Source organism: Mycoplasmopsis phocirhinis, from assembly GCF_004216495.1.
In the GTDB taxonomy this organism is placed as follows: domain Bacteria; phylum Bacillota_I; class Bacilli_A; order Mycoplasmatales; family Metamycoplasmataceae; genus Mycoplasmopsis; species Mycoplasmopsis phocirhinis.
The window spans coordinates 492,271-514,404 of sequence record NZ_CP034841.1 but is presented as its reverse complement, the minus strand read 5'-3'; the positions used below and the strand labels follow the sequence as shown (position 1 = coordinate 514,404).

The 22,134-nt window shown below is 26.8% G+C and carries 16 protein-coding genes; 11 read left to right on the top strand and 5 right to left on the bottom strand.

The features are described 5' to 3' along the window. Window positions 1-3 precede the first annotated feature (3 nt). The 3 genes from EG856_RS02030 to dnaX are packed head-to-tail and all read right to left on the bottom strand — an operon-like array spanning window position 4 to window position 2,736. On the bottom strand, window positions 4-591 hold the full coding sequence (locus EG856_RS02030) for a toprim domain-containing protein (protein WP_130429470.1): 588 nt from the start codon (window positions 589-591) through the stop codon (window positions 4-6). Next, window positions 591-881 carry a YbaB/EbfC family nucleoid-associated protein gene (locus tag EG856_RS02025; RefSeq protein WP_130429469.1) on the bottom strand — a complete coding sequence of 97 codons (291 nt, stop codon included), beginning with the start codon at window positions 879-881 and terminating at the stop codon, window positions 591-593. The genes EG856_RS02030 and EG856_RS02025 overlap by 1 nt, the downstream gene beginning before the upstream one ends. A gap of 10 nt (window positions 882-891) precedes the next feature. Then, complete coding sequence (dnaX, locus tag EG856_RS02020; protein WP_130429468.1) at window positions 892-2,736, bottom strand: DNA polymerase III subunit gamma/tau; 1,845 nt, start codon at window positions 2,734-2,736, stop codon at window positions 892-894. 190 nt (window positions 2,737-2,926) lie between these two features. Here dnaX and gpmI point away from each other — a divergent pair, with 190 nt between their 5' ends. The 6 genes from gpmI (at window position 2,927) to EG856_RS01990 (ending at window position 10,591) form a co-directional block, all read left to right on the top strand. Continuing rightward, the gene (gpmI, locus tag EG856_RS02015; protein WP_130429467.1) at window positions 2,927-4,420 is read left to right on the top strand and encodes a 2,3-bisphosphoglycerate-independent phosphoglycerate mutase; all 1,494 of its coding nucleotides are present in this window, start codon (window positions 2,927-2,929) and stop codon (window positions 4,418-4,420) included. Next, window positions 4,420-5,292, top strand: coding sequence for an HAD hydrolase family protein (locus EG856_RS02010; protein ID WP_130429466.1), 873 nt, complete (start codon window positions 4,420-4,422; stop codon window positions 5,290-5,292). The genes gpmI and EG856_RS02010 overlap by 1 nt, the downstream gene beginning before the upstream one ends. Before the next feature lie 648 nt (window positions 5,293-5,940). After that, complete coding sequence (locus EG856_RS02005) at window positions 5,941-7,596, top strand: IS1634 family transposase (RefSeq protein ID WP_130429465.1); 1,656 nt, start codon at window positions 5,941-5,943, stop codon at window positions 7,594-7,596. Window positions 7,597-7,765: 169 nt separating this feature from the next. Beyond that, window positions 7,766-8,815 (top strand): YihY/virulence factor BrkB family protein, encoded by a 1,050-nt coding sequence (locus EG856_RS02000; protein ID WP_130429464.1) that lies wholly within the window; start codon window positions 7,766-7,768, stop codon window positions 8,813-8,815. 89 nt (window positions 8,816-8,904) lie between these two features. Further along, on the top strand, window positions 8,905-9,984 hold the full coding sequence (gene dnaJ, locus EG856_RS01995) for a molecular chaperone DnaJ (RefSeq protein WP_130429463.1): 1,080 nt from the start codon (window positions 8,905-8,907) through the stop codon (window positions 9,982-9,984). Window positions 9,985-10,111: 127 nt separating this feature from the next. Beyond that, window positions 10,112-10,591 (top strand): nucleoside 2-deoxyribosyltransferase, encoded by a 480-nt coding sequence (locus EG856_RS01990; protein ID WP_130429462.1) that lies wholly within the window; start codon window positions 10,112-10,114, stop codon window positions 10,589-10,591. Between the two features lie 48 nt (window positions 10,592-10,639). On the opposite strand, the gene EG856_RS01985 is transcribed toward EG856_RS01990, so the two are convergent. After that, the gene (locus tag EG856_RS01985) at window positions 10,640-10,987 is read right to left on the bottom strand and encodes an ion channel (protein WP_232954255.1); all 348 of its coding nucleotides are present in this window, start codon (window positions 10,985-10,987) and stop codon (window positions 10,640-10,642) included. Then, on the bottom strand, window positions 10,984-11,514 hold the full coding sequence (locus EG856_RS01980; RefSeq protein ID WP_130429460.1) for a hypothetical protein: 531 nt from the start codon (window positions 11,512-11,514) through the stop codon (window positions 10,984-10,986). The genes EG856_RS01985 and EG856_RS01980 overlap by 4 nt, the downstream gene beginning before the upstream one ends. A 282-nt stretch (window positions 11,515-11,796) precedes the next feature. Here EG856_RS01980 and EG856_RS01975 point away from each other — a divergent pair, with 282 nt between their 5' ends. The 5 genes from EG856_RS01975 (at window position 11,797) to EG856_RS01955 (ending at window position 22,105) form a co-directional block, all read left to right on the top strand. Then, window positions 11,797-12,000, top strand: a complete 204-nt coding sequence (locus tag EG856_RS01975) for a hypothetical protein (RefSeq protein WP_130429459.1) — start codon at window positions 11,797-11,799, stop codon at window positions 11,998-12,000. A 41-nt stretch (window positions 12,001-12,041) separates the two neighbouring features. After that, window positions 12,042-12,773: a 2-oxo acid dehydrogenase subunit E2 gene (locus tag EG856_RS01970; protein ID WP_130429458.1), complete on the top strand. Its 732-nt coding sequence runs from the start codon at window positions 12,042-12,044 to the stop codon at window positions 12,771-12,773. A gap of 1 nt (window position 12,774) precedes the next feature. Next, window positions 12,775-13,011 (top strand): biotin/lipoyl-containing protein, encoded by a 237-nt coding sequence (locus EG856_RS01965; RefSeq protein ID WP_130429457.1) that lies wholly within the window; start codon window positions 12,775-12,777, stop codon window positions 13,009-13,011. A gap of 131 nt (window positions 13,012-13,142) precedes the next feature. Next, window positions 13,143-21,128: an ABC transporter permease gene (locus EG856_RS01960; protein WP_130429456.1), complete on the top strand. Its 7,986-nt coding sequence runs from the start codon at window positions 13,143-13,145 to the stop codon at window positions 21,126-21,128. Continuing rightward, entirely contained in the window at window positions 21,128-22,105 is a 978-nt protein-coding gene (locus EG856_RS01955) for an ABC transporter ATP-binding protein (RefSeq protein ID WP_130429455.1), read from the top strand. Before EG856_RS01960 ends, EG856_RS01955 begins: the two co-directional genes overlap by 1 nt. Window positions 22,106-22,134: the final 29 nt, after the last annotated feature.

Below are 22,134 nucleotides of genomic sequence, written 5' to 3'. Positions count from 1 at the left end.
TCCTTAATTTCTATTTTTTATTGCTTGTTTGATTGTAAATGTATCAAGATATTCTAGATTTGAACCCATCGGTAATCCTATTGCTGCTCTTGAAGCTTTTATATTTTTATTTGCCATTAGTTTTAATAGATGTGTTGTGGTTATTTCACCTTCTAATGTTGGCGAAATAACAATAATAACCTCTTTAATGTTATTTTTGGCTATATAATCAAAAAGTTGATTGTACTCATATTCTTTTTCTTTTCTCGCATGTTCTTTAACATTAATTAAAAAAGGTAAAACAAAATAAAAACCTAAAAAAATCCCCATATCGTCAATTTTATTTAACGTGGTTATATTTTCAACAACCATTAAAGTGTTATTTTTAATAGCTTCATCACAATTTAAACATTTACCATTTTCGCGTATAAAATTACATTCTTGACAAAACTCCATTTTTGTTTTAATGTCCAAAATGTTTTGTGTTAATTCTTCACAAAAATTTAGGTCTTGATTCAAAATAAATGTTGTAAATTTTTCAGCTTGTTTTTTTGTAATACCAGGAATTTTTTTTAAGATTTCATTTGCTTTTTCAATAGTTTTAATTCTCATTAAAAACCAAACCCGCCGGGCATTTGAGGCATTAATTTTTCTTGTTCTTCATCTATTTTTGAAAACAATTGATTGATTACTAGTTTCATTAAATCTTCTAGAGTTTGTGCATCATCAGGATCTATTAAATCTTGGTCTTTAATTTTAATTGAAACAATTCTTTTTTCGCCTGTTGCAACTACTTCTAAACCATATTTTTCTTCGCTAAATTCTTTTTGGTGAAATTCTTCAGTTTTATTTTGAATTTCTTTTTGCATTTTTTGTATTCTTCTTAACATGTTTTGGTCCATTTTTGCTCCTTTAATCATTTAATTCTTCAAATAGCATTTTAGTAGGTGTCAAATGCTTATCGAATTCTACATCACCTAAAATTATTGGTTTTGGTCTTTGGTTGGTATTAAATAACTCAGTTATTGTTTTAGCTGCTCGTTTTAATTTAGCTAAATCACTAACCAAAAAAATATGTTTGTAATCATCGAAATATTGGGCAACAAAATTTTGAAATAATGAAATTTTTGAGACATCTTCCAAGTATTTTAACGCACTTGGGTCCTCTTTTAAACCAAATAACATAAATTTTTCACCAGCCGAATATAATCTAGCATCCTTTAGTGCTTCAGCAAAATTTCGTTGGTGTTGATCCAAATGAATTTGTGAAAGAATATTGATTTTTTCTTTATATTTATCTAATATTTCTCTATTGGAAATGTTTAACAAATTAACTAAAAAATCTTCGTCAAGATTATCAACATAATCTTTTTTATTTTTGTATTCAATTCTATAATTTGGAATAAGTTTAAAGCTTTTCGATTCATTTACACTAATGTCATCGATAGAAAATTCAGCTGTGCTAATTAAACCCTCATCATCTAAAAATTGTTCACTTTGTGATAAAATATCATTATTAATTTCAAGAGTATTTTCCATTTGATCGTTAGCTTCAATTAACATTTCTTGAGTTTGTTCTAGAGCAATTTTTACAGTATCTTCTAATTTGTTTTTTGGCATCTTTTCCCCTTTATGTTCTAAATTTTGATATATATTATTTTTCGCATTTTGTTCAGTATTAATATTGCTGTTTTCCACTGAATTTGCCATTTTAATCAAAGCTAATTCAATCAACTGAAATTGAGTTTGTGAATAAATTAAATCCTTATTCAATTTATAAATTATGTCCATTGATTTAAAAGCATAATTTATATCAAAAACAATTGTTTCAATATCACTTTCATTTAACAATTCCATTAACATGGGATCAAAAGTTTTATTAAAAATTAAATAATCTTTTAAAACAGCCATCAAACCAGCAGCAAAATGATAAGGGTCCAAACCAGCGTTTTTTAAATTCTCAAATAACTCAAGTACGTCATTAATTTTACCTAAAAAAAGATTATTCAAAATAAAAACTAAATTATTATTCGATGAAATACCAAAGGCATAAATTATATCCTGCAACGAAATTTTTCCATTTCCATACGCTAAAGCTTGATCAGCAATTGAGAGTGCGTCGCGCAGTCCACCAGCTGCTAGTCGAGCAATATATGTTAAAGCTTCATCTTCAAATTTTATGTTTTCTTTAGTCAAAACATTTTTAAGTTGAGTAATAATTACATCAAGCGAGATTTTTCTAAAATTATATCTTTGAACGCGCGATAATATTGTTAATGGTATTTTTTGAGGATCAGTTGTCGCCAAAATAAAAATAGCATGGGCAGGTGGTTCTTCTAATGTTTTTAATAAAGCATTAAAAGCACCTTTAGAAAGCATATGAACTTCATCTATAATATAAACCTTATATTTACCGTTCGCTGGCTGATTTTGAATCTTATCGCGTAATTCTCTAATTTCTTTAACCCCGTTATTTGAGGCTGCATCCATTTCAATGATGTCAAAATTAGTATCAGAATTTGTTAAACAATAATCGCAGATTTTAGTTAAATTTTGCTCGTGAGCACAATTTAAAGTGCTAGCAAATATTTTAGCTACAGAAGTTTTACCAACGCCTCGCGGACCACAAAATAAATAAGCATGCGAAATTTTATGATTTAAAATAATATTTTTTAAAGTTTGTACAATATGTTCTTGTCCTTTAACTTCATCGAATGTTCTTGGCCGGTATTTTCGATATAGCGCTTTATAAATCATATTACCTCCAAATTTATATATTTAATTATATTGAATATGAATTTTTTAAACTTAAATATCACAAAAATATTTATTTATTTTTGAAAATTATTTTAAATTATAAATGAGATTTAACAATAAATTTAACTCAAAAATAGCCAACTTTTAGAAAAGTTGTAATATTAATGTATAAATAATAGAAAGAGGAACAATGAAAAAAGTAGTATTAATTATTATTGATGGTTTAGGTCTAGGTAAAAAATATCCTGGTAATGCCTTTGATTTAGCCAAAACACCTACTTTAGATAAATTGCTAAATGAATACCCACATTCAGTTATTCAAGCATCGGGTGAATATGTGGGTTTGCCACACGGGCAAATGGGTAATTCAGAAGTAGGACATTTAAATATAGGAGCTGGTCGTGTGGTTTATACCGGTTTAAGTTTAATAAATCAAGCAATAAAAACTGGTGAATTTGATAAAAATTCAGTAATTTTAAAGATAATTAATGATGTAAAATCTAAAAATAAAACCCTTCATTTAATTGGTTTATTAAGCGAAGGTGGTGTTCACGCACACGAACAACACTTATTTACATTACTTGAATTAGCACATAAAAATGATTTAAAAAAGGTCGCTATACATATTATTGGAGATGGGCGAGATGTTGCTCCAAAATCAATTCTTAATTCTTTGTCTAAACTTGAAAAAATAACTAAAAAATATTCATATACAATTTCATCTATTGGTGGACGCTATTACGGTATGGATCGTGATCAAATGTTTGAACGAATACAAAAACATTATGACGCAATTATTGGAAAATGCGACAAAAATTTTGTTGATATCAGCGAATATGTTAATCAAATGTATTCCCAAGGAATTAGTGATGAATTTATTTTGCCAGCTCAAAACAAAGATGGCTTGTTCGTCCAAGAAAATGATTCTATTATATTTTTTAATTTTAGACCTGATCGTGCTCGCCAACTAACACATTGTTTTATTGGTTCAAAATTATTTAATTATTCGCCAAAAAATCCAATAAAAATTATTGATAATTTTGTTTCAATGATGAAATATGAAGGACTTAATACTCAAATAGCAATTGAAGAAATGGAAATCAAAAACCCAATCGGTGCTGTGATAGCAAATGCTGGTTTAAAACAATTAAGGTTAGCAGAAACACAAAAGTATTCTCACGTTACATATTTTATGGATGGAGGTATTGATATTATTTATGATAATTCAAGCAGAATTATGCTAGATTCATTAAAAGTTAAAACCTATGATATTGCTCCTGAAATGAGTGCTGAACAAATAACTGATAAATTATTAAAAAAAGGCTTGGAAAACGATTTAGTTATTATGAACTATGCGAACCCAGACATGGTTGGACATACAGGTGTTTTAAAAGCAACAATACAAGCTATTGAGTGATTAGATATTCAGTTATCTCGTGTCTTAAATTGAGCCCTAAAAAATAATGTTACACTTTTTATAACAGCTGATCACGGTAATAGTGAAATTATGATCGATTCAAAAGGAAATCCTGCTACTAAACATACAGATAATCCTGTTATGTTAGTTGTAACTGATAAAAATATTAAATTAAAAGACGGTAAATTAAGTAATATAGCACCAACAATTTTAAAATATCTTGGTATACCTAAACCTAATGAAATGAATGAAGAGGCATTATATTAATGGAAAAAATATTTAAAAGAATTGCATTTTGTGATATTAAAAATACTTTTTTTGATCTTTCAAATAATGAATTTAATACACAAACAAGGCAATCAATTTTAGAATACACTAAACAAGGTTTATTATTTGTAATCAGTACTTCATCGCCAATTTATAATTTAGACGCAAATCAAAATTTAATTTTACTCGCTAATCAATTAAATTCAAGATACATAATTGCTTCAAATGGCGCGGAAATTTTTGATGCCAGAGAAGAAAAATATTTAAAAACAACCTGTATTGATGAACTTATAATTCAAAAAATTATTGATTTTAGCAAGGAATTTAACGTAAAAATTGAACGCAGTTACATAAAACAATATTATATTGATAAAGATGAAGAAACAAAAAATAATGATTGCCGAAAAAACATAACGTCATTAATATCTATTCTTTGTAGTTTTGATAATTGTAAACAAATATATCAAAAACTCTTAAATTTAAATTTGCCTATTGAAATGGTTATATCAGAAAAAACTATTTTGATAACACAAAAAAATGTGTCAATACATAATTCAATATCTTATTTAATTGATATATTAAATACCGATGTTAAAAACGCTATGGCTATAGCTTATAACGATAATGATTTAATTGCCTACAGCAAAATTGCTTATCTATATGCACTAGATGATGCGACAATACCGGTAAAAAATAAAGTTACGCTTTTTAGTTCGGCTAGCAACCAAAATGGTATTGGTGAGGCTATCATTGATTATTTTTATCGTACTCGCATGATGGCTGAAATGGCAGAACAGTACCGTATAAAAAATATAAAACTAACAAAGGAAATAAAAAAACAAACCCGTTCAAATATTAACAGAAAATATTAACATTTTTAACTAGTGAATACCATAGCATTCTACTATGGTGTTTTTTAACTTAAATTCGATCGTATTTTCATACTCTTATACCAAATAATATGATTTTTAATTAATTCTAAAAGCTAATTATGTGTGTATAAATCATTTAATAGTTAGTTTTAATAGCTTCAAATCAATATTTAATTTCTCTATTATCTATTGAATAGAGTACTTTATGAAGTAAAATAACACACCAAATTTTATAATTTTATCAATGTATTGTTGCATCAAGTATTGAAAACCATGATTTGAATGAATAATAGTTTTATTAAAACTTTAATCTTAAATAAGTTTATAGTTGTTGCACTTATGTTTATACCATATTAAATTTATACATGATTTTTGTAAATTTCACTTTATCTGTTCCAGATGCTTTAATCGTGATTTTAAATAAAATCATTCTTGAATTTTAATTAGTTTTGTATCGGAAATTATTTGTCTACAAAAGTCAAAAAAGAATGTTAATTTAATAAATTCAATTTTGATTTCTAACTTCTTTTTTTCCCGAGTTTCCAAGTTAGGGGTCATTTTTTAGCGTTTTTCGCCATCTTTATACTAAAGTATAAAAAAATTTTTTTAAATTACAAAATTACATTGTAATTATGATATAATTTAACTATGGAGAAATGGGTTATAACACAATCAAAAAGAAAAGATAAAACATATGTCTCGGTCGCAATACCGGCTGGATTTGGAAAAGGTTATAAAAAATCAATTGGAATAGGTAATTTAGAAACATTAAAAACTTTAAATCTAGACCCTATAAACGCCCTTAAGGTTGCGTGTGCTGATTGAAATACTGAATGAAATAAAGAAAAGATATTATCAAAAGTAAAGGAGGTTTTAGCTCAATCTAAAAAAGAAATCCGAAAACAAAATTTTGGTATAAAAGCATTATATGAATTATGTGATAAAATCAACCCTTTCAAATTGTGTGAAAAAAGCAAATCAAAAAATCTTTTAGATATTGCTAAATATATAATCACTTCACGGATCATCAACCAAGATAGTTTGATCAAAATGTATCAACAAAAACATCTTTATGATTTCAATAATGACTTCAAAAAATCTACTTTTTATAATAGTTTAGATTATGTAACCAATAATAAAAATGAAATTTTAAAACAATTAAATAACTCATTAACTTCAAATGCTAGCCGTGATATTGAAGTGTTGTGATATGACTCAACAACAGTATATTTTGAAAGTTTTGCAAGAAAAGGATTAAGACATCCCGGCTATTCAAAAGATGGAAAATTTAAAGAAGATCAAATAGTAATTGGAATGATTACTTATTGTAATGGAATTCCATTTCATTTCAAAATATTCAAGGGAAATACTGCTGATGTGAACACTTTTATACCTTTTATATTGGAAATACAAGATATTTATAATATAAAAAATGTAACAATTGTCGCGGATAGAGGAATGAACACAAACCGCAACATACGCTTTTTAGAATCTTTAAATATTGACTACATACTCTCTTATCGTTTAAAATCTAGTACCAAACAAAGAAAAGAATACACAATTAACCAAAACGATTATATTCGTGTAAACAAAGATTTTAAATATAAAGAAATAGAATTTATGTCGCTGTGAAAAAACAAACGGTTCAACGGTCATAAAAGAAGACAAATAATGACCCATAGTAAAAAACGAGCAGCAAAAGATTTTAATGATCGTATGCAACTAATTGAAATTTTCAATAAAAAACAAAAAAATGGTAGAGTAATTGAAACAGATTTAATAGCTGCCAAAAAGCATAAATTTTTTAAAAAAATTGGAGCAACTTCTTATTATCAATTAGATTTAGAAAAAATTAGTGAAGATGAACAATTTGATGGTTATTATGTGTATGAAACTTCAAGAATAGATCTTAAGCCATTAGATATTGTTGATTTATATCAAAAACAATGACAAATTGAAAATAATTTTAGAAATTTAAAAAATTGTTTAAAAATTAGACCTATGTATGTTTGGAGTGAAAATCATATTGAAGGTTATATTACTTTATGCTTTATTTCATTGGTTTTATTACAGTATGGTTTAAATATTTTGAATAAATATGTTAAAAAACAAACAAAAATAGACAAAAATTATTCAATTTCCAATTATGTAGACGCTATCAAAAATGCCGAAAAAATTCAAATTTTAATTGATAACAAAATTATTAACGAATACAACATTGAAAATACTGATAATGAAAAGGAAACAATGTTATATGAATTAATTGAACAATCAATCAAAAATTACAATGTAATTAAATTATAAAAAATTCCGAAAGTACCTTAAAATGAGGTATTTACGGAATTTTTTAATTTGCAACTTGGAAACTCGGGTCAATAATTTTTATACCAATTTGAATAGTTGTGTGTCAATTAATTTTTATTTAAGGCTAAATTTAAATTTGGCTTTTTTATTATCTTTTTATAATATTATTATGAAACAAAACAACAACGAGATTTATACAGGTTTAGAACCAAAAAAAATGTATAAATCATACAAAAAAATAATCAAAAAAACTTGAGTTTCCAGAAATATAATTCAAAATGAAAATAATACATTTTGATTATTTGAAAAATCAGTTAAATTTTTTTTAATGTTAATTTTATTTATTGCAACACCAAAAACTAGTTGAAAAAATAAAAGCAAATCAAATGAATTAATTGATCGCACATATCAAAAATTCACTGCCAAAGAATCAACGTTTATTCCAATTTCATTATCATTTTATTTTTTAATTTCTTTTGTGCCAATTTTGACAATAGTTATAGTGTTATTATCTTTTATCAATGGGTATAATACAGTCTTTTTAGATGTTATTTTAAGCCGGATAATACCCGGAGTAAAATCAATATTAAATATTCCTAATTTCAAGATTAATCAAGGGGTTCAATACACAACAATAGGTATTTTGTTATTTGGTTCAACTTGATTAGCTTCAAGCGGATGGGGACGATTTATTTACTCACAAAATTATATTTATGGCCACGAAAATTTAGGTAATTTTTTATTGAACAGAGTTAAAGGTTTTTTTATTGTGATTGGAATTAGCATTTATTTGTTTATCACTTCATTAATATATATATCAGTATATAAACTTGTAAGTCCGAGATTATCTGTAACAGGAGAACTAATATATTTTTACACCAGTTTTATGATTTATTTAATCGTAATTTTATATTTTGGCTTTTCCTTAATTTATAAGTTAACACCTAGTTTTAAATTACCCTGAAATTCAGTATTACCAGGTGTGTTACTAACAACAATTCCAAATATGATTTTTATTGGAGTGTTTGGTTATTTAACTTCACTTATAAATTATAGTCAATATGGTGCAGTTGGAACTTTTATGTATATTGCATTATTTGTTTCTTCATTATCTTATTTTATATTTATTGGCTTAATAGTCAATGAGTCATACTATAAAACATATTATTCTAATTACACAATTGCTAAAAAGGATTTTTTCATAAAAAAAATTAAATAATATTACTTATTTATTGAATAAATAAACTAGTAGCGTTTGGAAAATATAAAATTTAGCACTCATATATAAATTGTGCTAAAATATTAAACATGAGCAAAAAAGATTATTATAAAATTCTAGGTATTTCTAAAGACGCAAGCGAAAAAGAAATTAAAACAGCATATCGCAAATTAGCAATGCAATATCACCCCGATAAATTAAAAGATGGTACAAGTGATAAAAAAATGCAAGAAATTAATGAAGCATATCAAGTTTTAAGTGATAAAGAAAAACGAGCAAATTATGACAGATACGGTTCTGAAGAAGGGCCACAGGGTTTTGGTGGTTTTGGCGCTGATATAGGTGGTTTTGGCGATATTTTTGGTTCATTTTTCAATAGTTTTACTGGATCTAGTTCTTCTCATTCATACGGTCCTAGTCGGGGCGATGATCTTTTATCTAGAATTCAAATCGACTTTAATGACGCAATCAAAGGAAAACAAATAACATTAGAATTAAAAAAATGAGAAAGTTGCGAAATTTGCAATGGTAGAGGTGCTGAAAATCCTTCAGATGTTATAACTTGCAGCACATGTAACGGTTCTGGCCAACAACAAATTCAACAAAGAACTCCTTTCGGGATAATAAACTCAGTTTCAACATGTCGTAATTGTGGTGGCATTGGTAAAACAATAATTAAAAAATGTAAACAATGTAAAGGACAAAAATACATTAGAAAAAACAAAAAAGTTACATTTAATGTCGCAGAGGGTGCAGATACGGGAGATAGAATTAAATTATCTGGCTATGGAGAACGTGGCGAAAATGGTGGACCATCGGGCGACATGTATATTGAAATTTATGTTAAAGAACATAAACATTATATTCGTAAAGGTTTAAATTTATTTTTAGAATTTCCTGTTTCATTTATAGACATAATCAAAGAAAACGAAGTATTAATTCCAACACCATATGGTAATGAAACTATTAAATTACGTAGAAATCATCAAAACGGTCAAACTCTTATTTTAAACGGTAAAGGCGTTAAAAAGAATGCTAGAGTTGGTGATTTAAGAATAACATTAAAAGTAGTAATTCCAGAATTAACAACTGCTGAATTCAAAAAAATGTCAAAAGATTTGGAACATTATTCAGATTCAACTAATAAAAATTTCATTAAACAGTTTTAATTAACATCAGCAAATGATGTTTTTTTATGCCTTTTATTTTATTCAAAAATAATTTTCTATTTGCTACATCAATTTATTTATATCTCTATAATTAGAATTTAATAAAAAATATAGAAAGGGAAAATATATGAAAAAAATTTATTTTGCTAATGCTTTATTTTCGCAAGCAGAATTAACGTTTAACGAATATGTAGTTAAAAAAATTAGAAACTTGGGCAAGTATGAAGTTTATTTACCTCAAGAAAACTTTTCAATCAATGACAAAACTCAATTTGCAGACTCCAAAAAAATATATTTAGCTGATAAAAAAGAGTTAGATTCTTCTCAAATTCTTGTTGCTGTTTTAGATGGGTTAGTAATTGATCCAGGAGTTGCGGCCGAAATTGGAATGGCGGCACAGCGAGGAATGAAAATATATGGACTTATTACCGATTCACGCAAAACGGGTTATTTGCAAAAAGACGATGCTCGATTTGAATTAATATGTAATTCCAAAGCTGAATCACAATTTATGTATTTTAATTTATTCGTAATTGGCGCTGTAAAAGCAAATGGTGAATTATTTGATAATGTTGATGATTTAATCAAAGAATTAAATAAACAATAAAATTAACTTTATGTTGAAAGCGTATACAAAAATTAACATTGCGAAATGTTAATTTTTGTTCTTTTTTTTGTGATCAATTTGTGTTTTTAATTCGTGAATAAATCCTCCCGCTATTACACCGCTAGGAATAGCGAAAATAGCAATACCAATAATTGAAAGTACAATAACCATAATTCTACCAACTTGTGTTGTTGGTGTTAAATCGCCATAACCGATTGTTGTCATAGTCACGGTTGTAAAATAAATTGCCTTTAAAAATTGATTTCCGTCCGGCTTGTTTTGGCCATCTTTTTTCATAAAAATGCCTGTTGCTTTGTCATATTCTTCTAAATAAAAAATGATTGAAAAAATCAAAATCACAAACAATATAAAAACAAACGTGTAAATCAAAACTAACTTTTCCTTTTTAAAAACTCTAAATAAGGCAGCAAAAGGTTTAAAGTAAGAAAGTAAAAAAACAATCTAATAACTCTAACTAACACTAAATATCGCAGTGAAGAAATATTAGTAGTAGAAATACCAGTATAGATTAAAAGTAGATTAATAGAAGGTAACATAATAACAATTAATAATATCCCCATAAAACTAAAAGGAAATTTAATCAAATTTAGAAGTGGTTTTTCGCCTTTAAACGAAATTAAAAACCATAAACCAAAATCAACAATTGCCACAATAATCACTAATAAATCGTTTAAACCAAATAAAAAACCAATAAATTTATAATTTTGAATTAGGTTTTTATCTGCCGCAATTGCCGAAAGTGATGTAAAATAAACAATAAATATTGTAAGCATATAAATTCGACGTAAAACTTTTGTCAACGTTTGATATCTAAAATTAATTTTGCTTGTGTCTTTAGACGAAGTAACTATTATTTCGGCTACATTACGAAATGTGTTCCATTTTGTTGTGTTTGTATTCATAATTTAATTATATAAAACTTATTTTTAATTTTAACTTTGTTGTTTAATACAAATAACATATTTGTGTAAAAATCTCAATATTCATACACAAAACAGGGAAAATACACAAATTAGATATTAATGTTAATTTAAAATTTCAATTTGTTAATTATTGAGATAATAATACTAAATTTAATATATAATATTAATAGCAGTTTAGCGATTGTAAAATCACGCATCAATAATCGATTATCGTAAAATTGCGCAATTAATTAATCAAATAAATTCATACAAGGAGGCATAATGTCAAACGAAGAAAAAAAAGAACAAGCAGCACCGGCTGTTGTTGGTCAAATTAGTGTTTCAGATGAATTGTTAGATTTTTCATCATTCAAAAAATCTACAAGTAGCGCTGCGCCTAAAAAAGAAGAAAAAGTTATGGAAGGTGACTTAACTCCACGTGAGAGAGCAATCCTTGAAAGACTAAAAGCTAAAGCTGAAAAATAATATTAAATTAGTTTAATAAGGTTATAGAAAGAGGATAACAAATGTCAGAAATGATTAAACCAAAAGCTCTAGAAGCTAAAGTTGAAAAAATTCCACCAATTCGTAAAGCAATTGCTAAAAACCTTAAAAATGTTATGGATAACATTGCTTACTGTGTGCTTACACGTAAAGGCGATGCATCAACATTGTGAAATTACCGTAAAGCAAATGTTGCTAAAGTTTTAGAAAGAGATGGTGTTAAATTAACATTTTTATCTTGAATTGCTAAAGCAACTGCAATTGCATTGACTGAATATCCTGCATTTTTAGGTTCTTGAAACGCTGAAACTGGTGAAATCACTTACCCAGATTCAGTAAATATTAATATTGCTGTCGATACTCCATTTGGATTAGTAGTTCCGGTTATTAGAAATGTTGAAAAACTTTCTGTTGTAGAAATCCAAAAAGAAATTGTACGTCTTGCTGGTTTAGCTAATGAAAGAAAGATTGGCCCTAAAGATATGGCTGGAGGTAACTTTACAATTACTAACGTTGGTTCAGTTGGTGTGTTACACGGATCACCAATTCCTAACGGAGGTCAAGTAGGTATTCTTGCAGTAGGTGCTATTACTGATGAAGTTGTAGTAAATAAAGATGGTTCATTCGCTGCATCAAAACAACTTTATTTATCAATCGCTGCCGACCATCGTTGAGTAGATGGCGCAGACATGGCTAGACTAAATAACAGAATTGTGGAATTATTACAAAAACCAGAATTATTAGGAGAGTTATAATATGTTTAGAATGAAATTTACCGATATTGGTGAAGGTTTGCACGAAGGAACTGTTGCTGAAGTATTCGTTAAAGTAGGTGACAGTGTAAAAGAAGGTGATAATCTTTTTACAGTTGAAACTGATAAAATGACTTCAGAAATTCCAGCACCTACAACCGGGGTTATTGCTGAAGTTTTAATTGAACCAGGTCAAGAAATTCATGTCGGTGAAGAAATCTTTGTTATTGAAGAAAAATAATAATCAAAAACACAGAATGAACTGTGTTTTTTTATTAAAATTTACACAAAAACTGTTCAGTGTATCAATTTAATAAATTTATTAATATTTTTAATTTAATATAAAATATATAAATTAAAAGTGAGCAAAGCATGTGAAGATTATTTAAAGAAGTATTCAAATCATTAAGCAAAAATAAAGTAGTGGTTATTGGACTAAGTATTTTAATATTTATTAGTTCAGCTGTTATTACTTTACTTTCAAATGTAGGCAATGTTATTGTCGGTGGTTTTAATAATTACAAAAAAGTTTCTAAATTACATGACATTAGTGTTGATTTAAATCTACCAACACAAGGACAAGCATATAACCAAGGTTATTTTGTCAATGGTGAAAGTTTACAAACTTTAGCAGCAGATAATAAAAAATCATACACACCAATTATTTATGACATTGACCAGCGAATTTATAACGGTTATGAGCAACTCGCTAAAGAATATTTTTCAATAGACCAAAATGAGTTATATACAAATTCTTTAAATGAATATATGTCATTTAGTGATTTAAAACTTAACGACGATTTTTTAAATGATAAATATTTTCGTCGTGATGATTTAATAAATCTTTATTCAATTTATTTAGCCGAAAAAAACAATAAAATTATTGATAAATCAGTCAATTTTGATTTAGAAGATGTTAATAATGCTAAAATAACAATATTAAAAAATAATTTCTCGTTTCCTTTATTCACATACCAAAATAATATATATGTGCCTGTAAGTGAAACAATTACAATTGAGCCTGAACAAAATATATTTTTTGAAAACGAAATACAACTCGGCAAAATTCTAAATTTTAAAACAATTCAAAATAAACTTTATGCAACCCAAATAGCCCCTTTATATATCAATGTTGAAACTAGAGAAATTACTGAAAATTTTCAAAAAGCAGCTGTATGAATTAACGAAAATAAAGCATTTACAATTTCTCCTCAAACAATTGCTAGTGTATTAGGTTTCACTCAAAGCGATGAACAAAACAATATTTATATTCAAAATCAAACCCAAAAAAATTTAGATTCAATTATTAAAAATTATGAACAGCCAATTAACGAATTAAGCGTTTTAAATAAACAAATTCCTTTGTCAATATTTTCACAACAACCAATAAGTATTCAAAGAAATATAAACAAAATTTTCAATAAAAATACTACTTTAAATTTAAACGGTTCTTGAATCGTCAACAACCAAAGCAAAACTCAATTTTTAAGAAATAATTATTATACTTCGTATGTTACAAACCAAAACAGTAAAGAAAAATGAACCGGAGCATTTAAAACTTATATAGAATCGCTTGGTGAAATTAGAACAAAAAACCGCAACCCAGAATGAGATGAATTAGAAACATTTTCAAATTGGCTTAAATTAAAAACTAGTATTTACACTCCTTATATTCAAGATTCTAATGGCCTTTGAAAACAAGATAAAACCAATGTACAAATAATTGAAACTAAATTGCCTTTAAGCAATGGCTTTGATTATTCAGATATTACTCGTGCTAAATTATTTAGCAATGATGAGCGAATTAATTTACTTAATCAACCATACAAATTATCGCAAGACAACTCACTTTCAATAGTAGATATTGAGTCTAATTCTTTATTTGGCAATGCTCGCGAAAAATTTACTAAATTAAGCAATGCACAAAAACTTGAAATTTTGAATAATCAAAATATTTTAAGCGAAAAATACACTTATATCAATTCCAAGGCATACGATGCAACTAAAGAATTAATAGTAAATAAAATTACAGATATTGTAGGTAAAGATAACATTGGGCTAAGACAAACAATAACTGTAGATGCGATTAACGAACAAACTTCAAAACAAAATGTATTCCATTTTATTAATTCTGGTGATCAAAATTTTATAGTTTCTGGCATAAAACTAAATGTGGGTTCATTGTACAATGAACAATTTGAACCAAGTGCTTTGACACAATTATCAAATTCAACAAATTCTTTATATAATTCAACACAATTAAACCCTTATGTATCAGCTTTATTGGTTCAATCTATATTCAAAAACTTATATCCGGACCCAAATTACATTTCACCAATTTATCGTTTTGCTAATGTTGTAGATGTAAGTGCCAATGGCGAACAGCAAACAATAAATAACGCTAAAATAGTAATGTTGGCTGATTTTGTAAATGATAATCAAAACCACAATAACAAAACTAACAATTTAGGTATTATCAGTGTTGGCAACAAATATAAAATTGTACAAGAACAAAATAATAATTTCACAATCCAGTATACTAAAAATATGCCTTTAGAAGGTATGGATATAGGTCTTTTAACACGTTTTTTATCAAAAAACAATCTCACTGTCGCTTTAAATTACATCAAAACAAGTGGTAGTGGTTGAATATTACAAGATAAGGAATTCGATAATATTAGTTATATACCAATCTATTTTTTAGCGCCAAAAACAGAATTAATAAATGAAGTTTTGCGCGATGGTAAAATCGATATTCTAGCTCAAACAATTGAAAAATATTTATTAAATTCCGATTTAGTTAAAAAAGAATTTTTAAGCGTAGATGAAATATTACAAGTTTCAAAAATAATAAAAAACGTTTTAAATAAACATAATTTTGCTGCTGTTTTTGCAAATGGTAAAATCAATAAAGGAATTTTACCTGAATTAATTATAGATTTCGCGTATGAATTAAGCCATAGTCCAAGTGGAGATTTATTAAAGACTTTAATTTCAAAAATTTTATTACAAGCCAATAAACAAATAAGTAATGTAACAGATATTGAAGCACAAAAAGAATTTTTAACAGCTGAAGTTAAAAATTTATTCAACACAATCAAAGCGCTAACCAATATCGATTTAGATAAATTTTTAGCACCGCAAACTTTAGCTAAATCTTCAGTTTTACCTTCAAAATTTATTAATTCATTTCTTAAAATCATAAATGCTATTGATTTAAAAAAGTTTAGTGAGCAAGGGCGTAAATGATTTGAAAACTACAATAATAAAGCAATTACACATAACGGTACTCAATACATAACTAAATTAAGTAGTGGGCGAATTATTGAATGATTATTTAGTTCGATTAACGCAAAATTATTAAAACAAGGTTTAAGTGAACTTATTCAAAATCTTGACTTAATTGAAATTATAGATTTAGAAAATAGTAACTCAATACTTTATCGATTGTTTAATATATTTGCTCCCGATTTAATTCAGCCACTGAAACCTATATTTGCCAAATTAAAAACAATAGACAACAAAAATATTGCTTATACAAACGTAAAAACAGGCATCATTAATTTAATCAATAGTATTGACTTTGATATTTTAAGCGAAGAACTTTCTAAATCAATCAAATTAGAATTTGTAAAATATAATAAAAAAGAATTTGATGAACAAAATTTAAAATTTGTTGATAAATTTTATCATGTTGCTTTAGATAGAATTTCACCTAAAGATGGAATAATTTCATTTTTAAAATCTATATTCACATTACCGGGTTCAAGTCGCTCATTTAAAGAAAATATTATTAAAATATTCAATCTTTCTGATAAAGTAAAAGAAATTGAAATAAGAGGAACAAATCAAAAAGTATATGTTCCTGATGTCGACGACCAAAAGCTAACATTTTTTGATTTTGCAGGAATTTTTGCTAGTTTGTCTAAAACAGAAGGCACAAGTTTATTTAAAAATTTTGAATATGAAACAAAATTAACTAGTATTTTAAACTTTACTTTAAATTCATCTCAACAAAACTATAATCTTAACGATTTTTCTGTTGAGGATCTTGCGTTTTTAAATGAATTTAATATTGTTACACCTAATATTTCAAAAAATTTAGTAGTTGATAAAGTTAAAAATTTATTATTATTTATTAAACAAACAAAAGGTGCAACAAACACATTTTTAGATGAAGATAAAAAAACTGGTACCGATTTATTATTTGATTTAATCAAATTTGAAGATGGTAATACTTCATGATTGATAATCAAAAAAATAATAGAATCTTCTATTGGTATTGAGATTCAAAACGAATACGCTTTAGCACCTCAAGCATTTGATATTTATAGTCCATTCATCCAAATTTATCTAAATAATGAATCAAATTTAAAACAAGCGAATAAGTTTATTAAAGAATTTTTAAATTTCTCAATTAAACCGAGTGTTTTAGCACTTACACAAGCTAAATCAACAAGCGAAAATATTCCATTTGAAAATTCGTTAAATTACTATATTACTGAATATTTAGCAAACCCTCAAACAGCTAAAATATTTGACACTGATAGCAACAATAACTTTATAAACCAAGATGTTAGAGAACTTTTAAATTCAAACCCCCAATATAAAAAGTGAGTTTTAAACAATAAACAATTATTAATAACTCAATTATCTTATATTGGAGCAAGTAAAAAATTTAGTTCAAATTCTACAACTCACCCAAATGGTATTTACCATTATATTATCAATAAATTTATTGAAAATTATCTATCAAAACGAAGTTTTTATTCAATAAGACATTTAGCTGCTTCAATGATGTCTAGAATTATACCAACTATACCTACTCAAATTTTTGGTATTCCAAACACTGTTGCTAATCCAGTTTTAAGAATTATATTTCCAGAAGTTTCACTTAGTTTTTTAGCATCACAAAAACAAGACAATAATTTAATTAACGGTAATTTAGCTTACTTAGTTCTAAATAAACTTGGTGACTTTGAACAACTAATAAATCAAGATAGTGATGAATTTAAACAATTAAATAATCTTTTAGAAAATATTTTTATTAATAAAGATACATCCTTAACTCCATTAAATCTTGATGAAGAGCAAAATTTATTGATTGATGGTCCTGTAATTGCTCAACTACAATCAAAATCTCAAATTATTCCGCCTGTTTTTGGAGTTAATATTGCTCAAATATTGCCAGAATTAATTCAAGATATTGTTGAACCTAAAGCAATTAATGAAATTGTATTCAATTCACCATCAAGTTACGTAGCAAAAGCTAATTTTGCATATTTAATCAAAAATAATAAAGAAATTTTTAACGGTCAAATACCAACAGACCCATTAAAAATAAACGATTTTGTTAATAATTTAGACTCGAAATATATTTTAAATATTAATGGCGTTAAATTCATCATTGTGGGTCAAGAAACTACAGTTGATTATATTTATCCAGTTATTGATGAAAATAATTTACAAGTAGACACCGAAAATCAAGCATTAGTATATGTTAATAATTACGGTTTTTCGCGTGTAAAATTAGCTTACAGCGGTAATGTAATTAAACAATCATTACTGGTAAAAAATAATACAAAAATCAGCAATCATGAGTTAAAAAAACAAATCACTGAAATAGTAGATTCATCAATAAGCGATTCCAATAAACTGCAACGTGTATTTTTGGCCAATGAAGTCGACCCAATCAATCCTGAAAGATCATTGCGGGTGAGCATTGTAGATTCAATAATTGATCTTGTTGCTATCACAACATTAACTGTATTGGTCATATTGTCTTTTGTCGTTAGTGTTTCAATTATATTTATTATCAAACGATATATAGCCAACAAGTATAAAGTATTAGGTATTCTTGTGGCACAAGGTTATAGTCGTTGACAAATTGCTTTATCATTGAGTGTATTTGCTTTGTTAACATCTGTTATTGGAGGAGTTTTAGGTTATACAGTCGGCAATAAATTACAACTAGTGTTACTTGAAATTTTTTCTGGTTATTGAACATTACCTAAACAAACAATTAGCTTTAATTGAGTTTCAATGATTTTTACTGTATTTATTCCTTTTATTGGAATGAGTTTATTGATATTTGTAGTTGCACTTATTTCATTAAGATATAAAGCAAATGAACTAATTAGTGGTATTGTGACAGCTCCAAAAAGCAAATTATTGACTAACTACTTTAAACTTAAACCAAAATCAAATGTTAAATCAAGATTTTCGCTTGTGTTAGCTTTAAATAATTTTTGAAAATTAAGCGCTTTTGCTTTAAGTGTAATGTTAACAGGACTTACAACTATGTTTGGTATTGCTTCACATAACACTTTCAATAAAACAATCATACAAACATATTCAAATCGACATTATACTTTTAGAGTAGATATGCAAACCCCCACACTTGAGGGAGGCCCATACAAAATTTACTCTCCATTAGATTTAAGTAAAAATATTTATACTCCAATTGGAGAATCAATCGAATCGCAAAGAGAAATATTCGATTACTTTAAACCAGGTTATTCGTCAGTTATTAATAAAGGTGGATTAAATGGAATTGCCAATATATTAGATTCTGATTTTGATTCACACATCCTAACTCAATTTTCAGCAGCTATTAAAGTTGATGCTGGTGTTTCGGCAGATCCATGGTTGGTAGCTTATAATTCAATGCCGGATTCTCAAAAAGCTAAAATAGATAAATCTAGAGATAAAATTGGTGCTCTATTAGAAAAAACTCAAGATAAAGAAACAGAACTACATTGGTTTGTAGACCCTGTATCTAAAAATTTATCATTGCGCAATAAAGAACAAAAAAATGTGAATTTTTTCAAATATTATCGTTCGCCTTATGAAAAACAAGGTAAATTTGTGTATGCTTATTGAAATGGTGACGAATATCAATTAAAGCCAATTACTACCGAAACTAATATACGTTTAGAATATCGTAACTTTTTAATTAAGGGTTATAGATTACTAGAACAAAGAATTGCTCAAGAAAAAATAAACCCCTCTTTGATTATAAAAGCACCAGATGGAATAGAGCCTGATTATTCAAAATACAACTTTTGATTAAATGATATAGGTACAATTTATGGCCCAACAATTAATGATTACTTTATTAGTTTTGGTGGTGTGCAATTCAATAACAATCAAGATGAAGTTTATACCTATATTCAATCTAATTTAGCTGGTAGCGAAATTAAAATTTATGGGTATAAAAATAATTCTCAATTTATTAATTTAGTTGATAAAAACGGCGAAAATTTATATCGTGAGTTATATAGTTTTGATAAACAAAACGTTTATCCTTTAGTTATCAATGAAATTGTAGCCCGTAAAAGATCTTTAAATGTTGGTGATCGAATTGAATTAAATATTGATAATCATATTAACAGATTTCACGATAAAATAATTGCTCAAATTAACGAACAAACACAAAAATACACTGCCGAATTTGAAGTAGTCGGTATAAACGCAACATACATCAACAGCGAGTACATAACCACATACGACGCAGCAAATAAATTGATTGGGTTTGATTTGTTTAAATTACCAGATAATTTTGTGAAGTTTAATGGTATATTAACCAATAATGCTGAACCATTACAAGTAACAAATTCTACAGGATTATACTCAATGAGTGGTTATTGATCTGGTTTAGATTCTTTTGACATATCAACCGCTTCAACAGAAACTTTAAAATCAATGTTTGACCAAATTTTTAATCCGCAAAACGGATTACTTTCTAAAACACTGAATGCTAACCAAATAATGAAATTTTTAGACCCAACCAAATCTAGTTTTGACCAAGTTAGTTTTGAAAATATTCGCAATCAACCCAAAGAAGCATTAACCAAATTTGCAGACATTTACAATAATAAAATTTATGTTGCTCTTTCTACATCTATTGATTCAAAAGATATAGAAGCAGGCTTTATCAGTCAAATTAGTTCAACAATTCAAACAGTTTCAATAGTGATTATTGCTTTAAGTTTTGTAATATCATTAATTATTTTAGTCATTATGTCAACAATAATGATTGGTGAAAATCAAAAAAATATAGCAATTTGATCTATTCTTGGTTATAATCAAAAAGAAAAAACAAAAATGTATTTTGGCGTTTATATACCATTTATTTTGTTAGCAATTTTGGTTGCTATTCCAGCTGTGTTGTTATTAATTCATATATTTAATTTATTTTTATTGAATTTTACAAATATTGCATTATCTCTTTCATTAACTTGAGTCCATGTTTTAATCACAACAATAATAATTTTTGCTATATTCATAATCACTTCATTTATCACATGAATTACAGTCAATAAAATGAAGCCAGTTGATTTATTGAAAGGAAAATAATGAACAAGCCTAATAAAAATTGATTCAAAAAAAAACCTAAACTCAGTCCTGAAGAAACCCAATATTTAGATTTAAGAGCTCAAACAAGTGAACTAGACACCAAAAATAAAATAACAACAAAAAATATTTTTGAATTCGTCAATTCATTAAGCGATGTTAATAGTTTTAGTGTGTCTTCAAAAGTAGCACGTTTTCTCAAAAAAATAGCTAAATATAAACGAAAAAAAGATGGAGGCGAAAAATTAATAAATACAGGCGATAATATTATTGAAGTTAAAGATGTGAGTAAATATTATTTAACGGCAAACGTTGTTACAAAAGTTTTAAAACATATAAATTTAGAAATTAAACGCGGTGAAATAGTTTTAATTTTGGGTGTTAGTGGTGGTGGAAAATCAACTTTGTTAAATCTTATTTCGGGTTTAGATAGACCAACATTAGGTCATATTATTGTTAATAATATAAATCTTCCATACTATTCAGATCGAACTCTTACCAAATTTCGCAGAGATTCAGTTAGTTTCATTTTCCAAAACTATAATTTATTAGAAAATCTCAATACTTTTGACAATATAATGACAGGAGTTTGATTGCAAAAAGATAAATCAAGACGCCTAAATTTAACTGAACTACTTAAAACCTACGATATGACTGAACAAATTAATAAATTTCCTTCACAAATGTCAGGTGGCCAACAACAACGTGTATCAATTATGCGTGCTTTAGCTAAAAATGCACCTATAATTTTTGCTGATGAACCAACTGGAGCTTTGGATGAACAAACAACACGAATTGTTTTAAATTCTTTATATAACATCAATAGAAATTTAAATACTACGGTTGTAATGGTCAGTCATAACCCTGCTATGTCGGCAATGTGTCATCGTGTAATTCATATTGATAAAGGGATAATCAAAAAAATAGATATTAATCAAAATCCTTTACATCCTGATAAAATTGGTTTATATAACGAATAACAAAAAAGCGCATTTGCGCTTTTTGTATT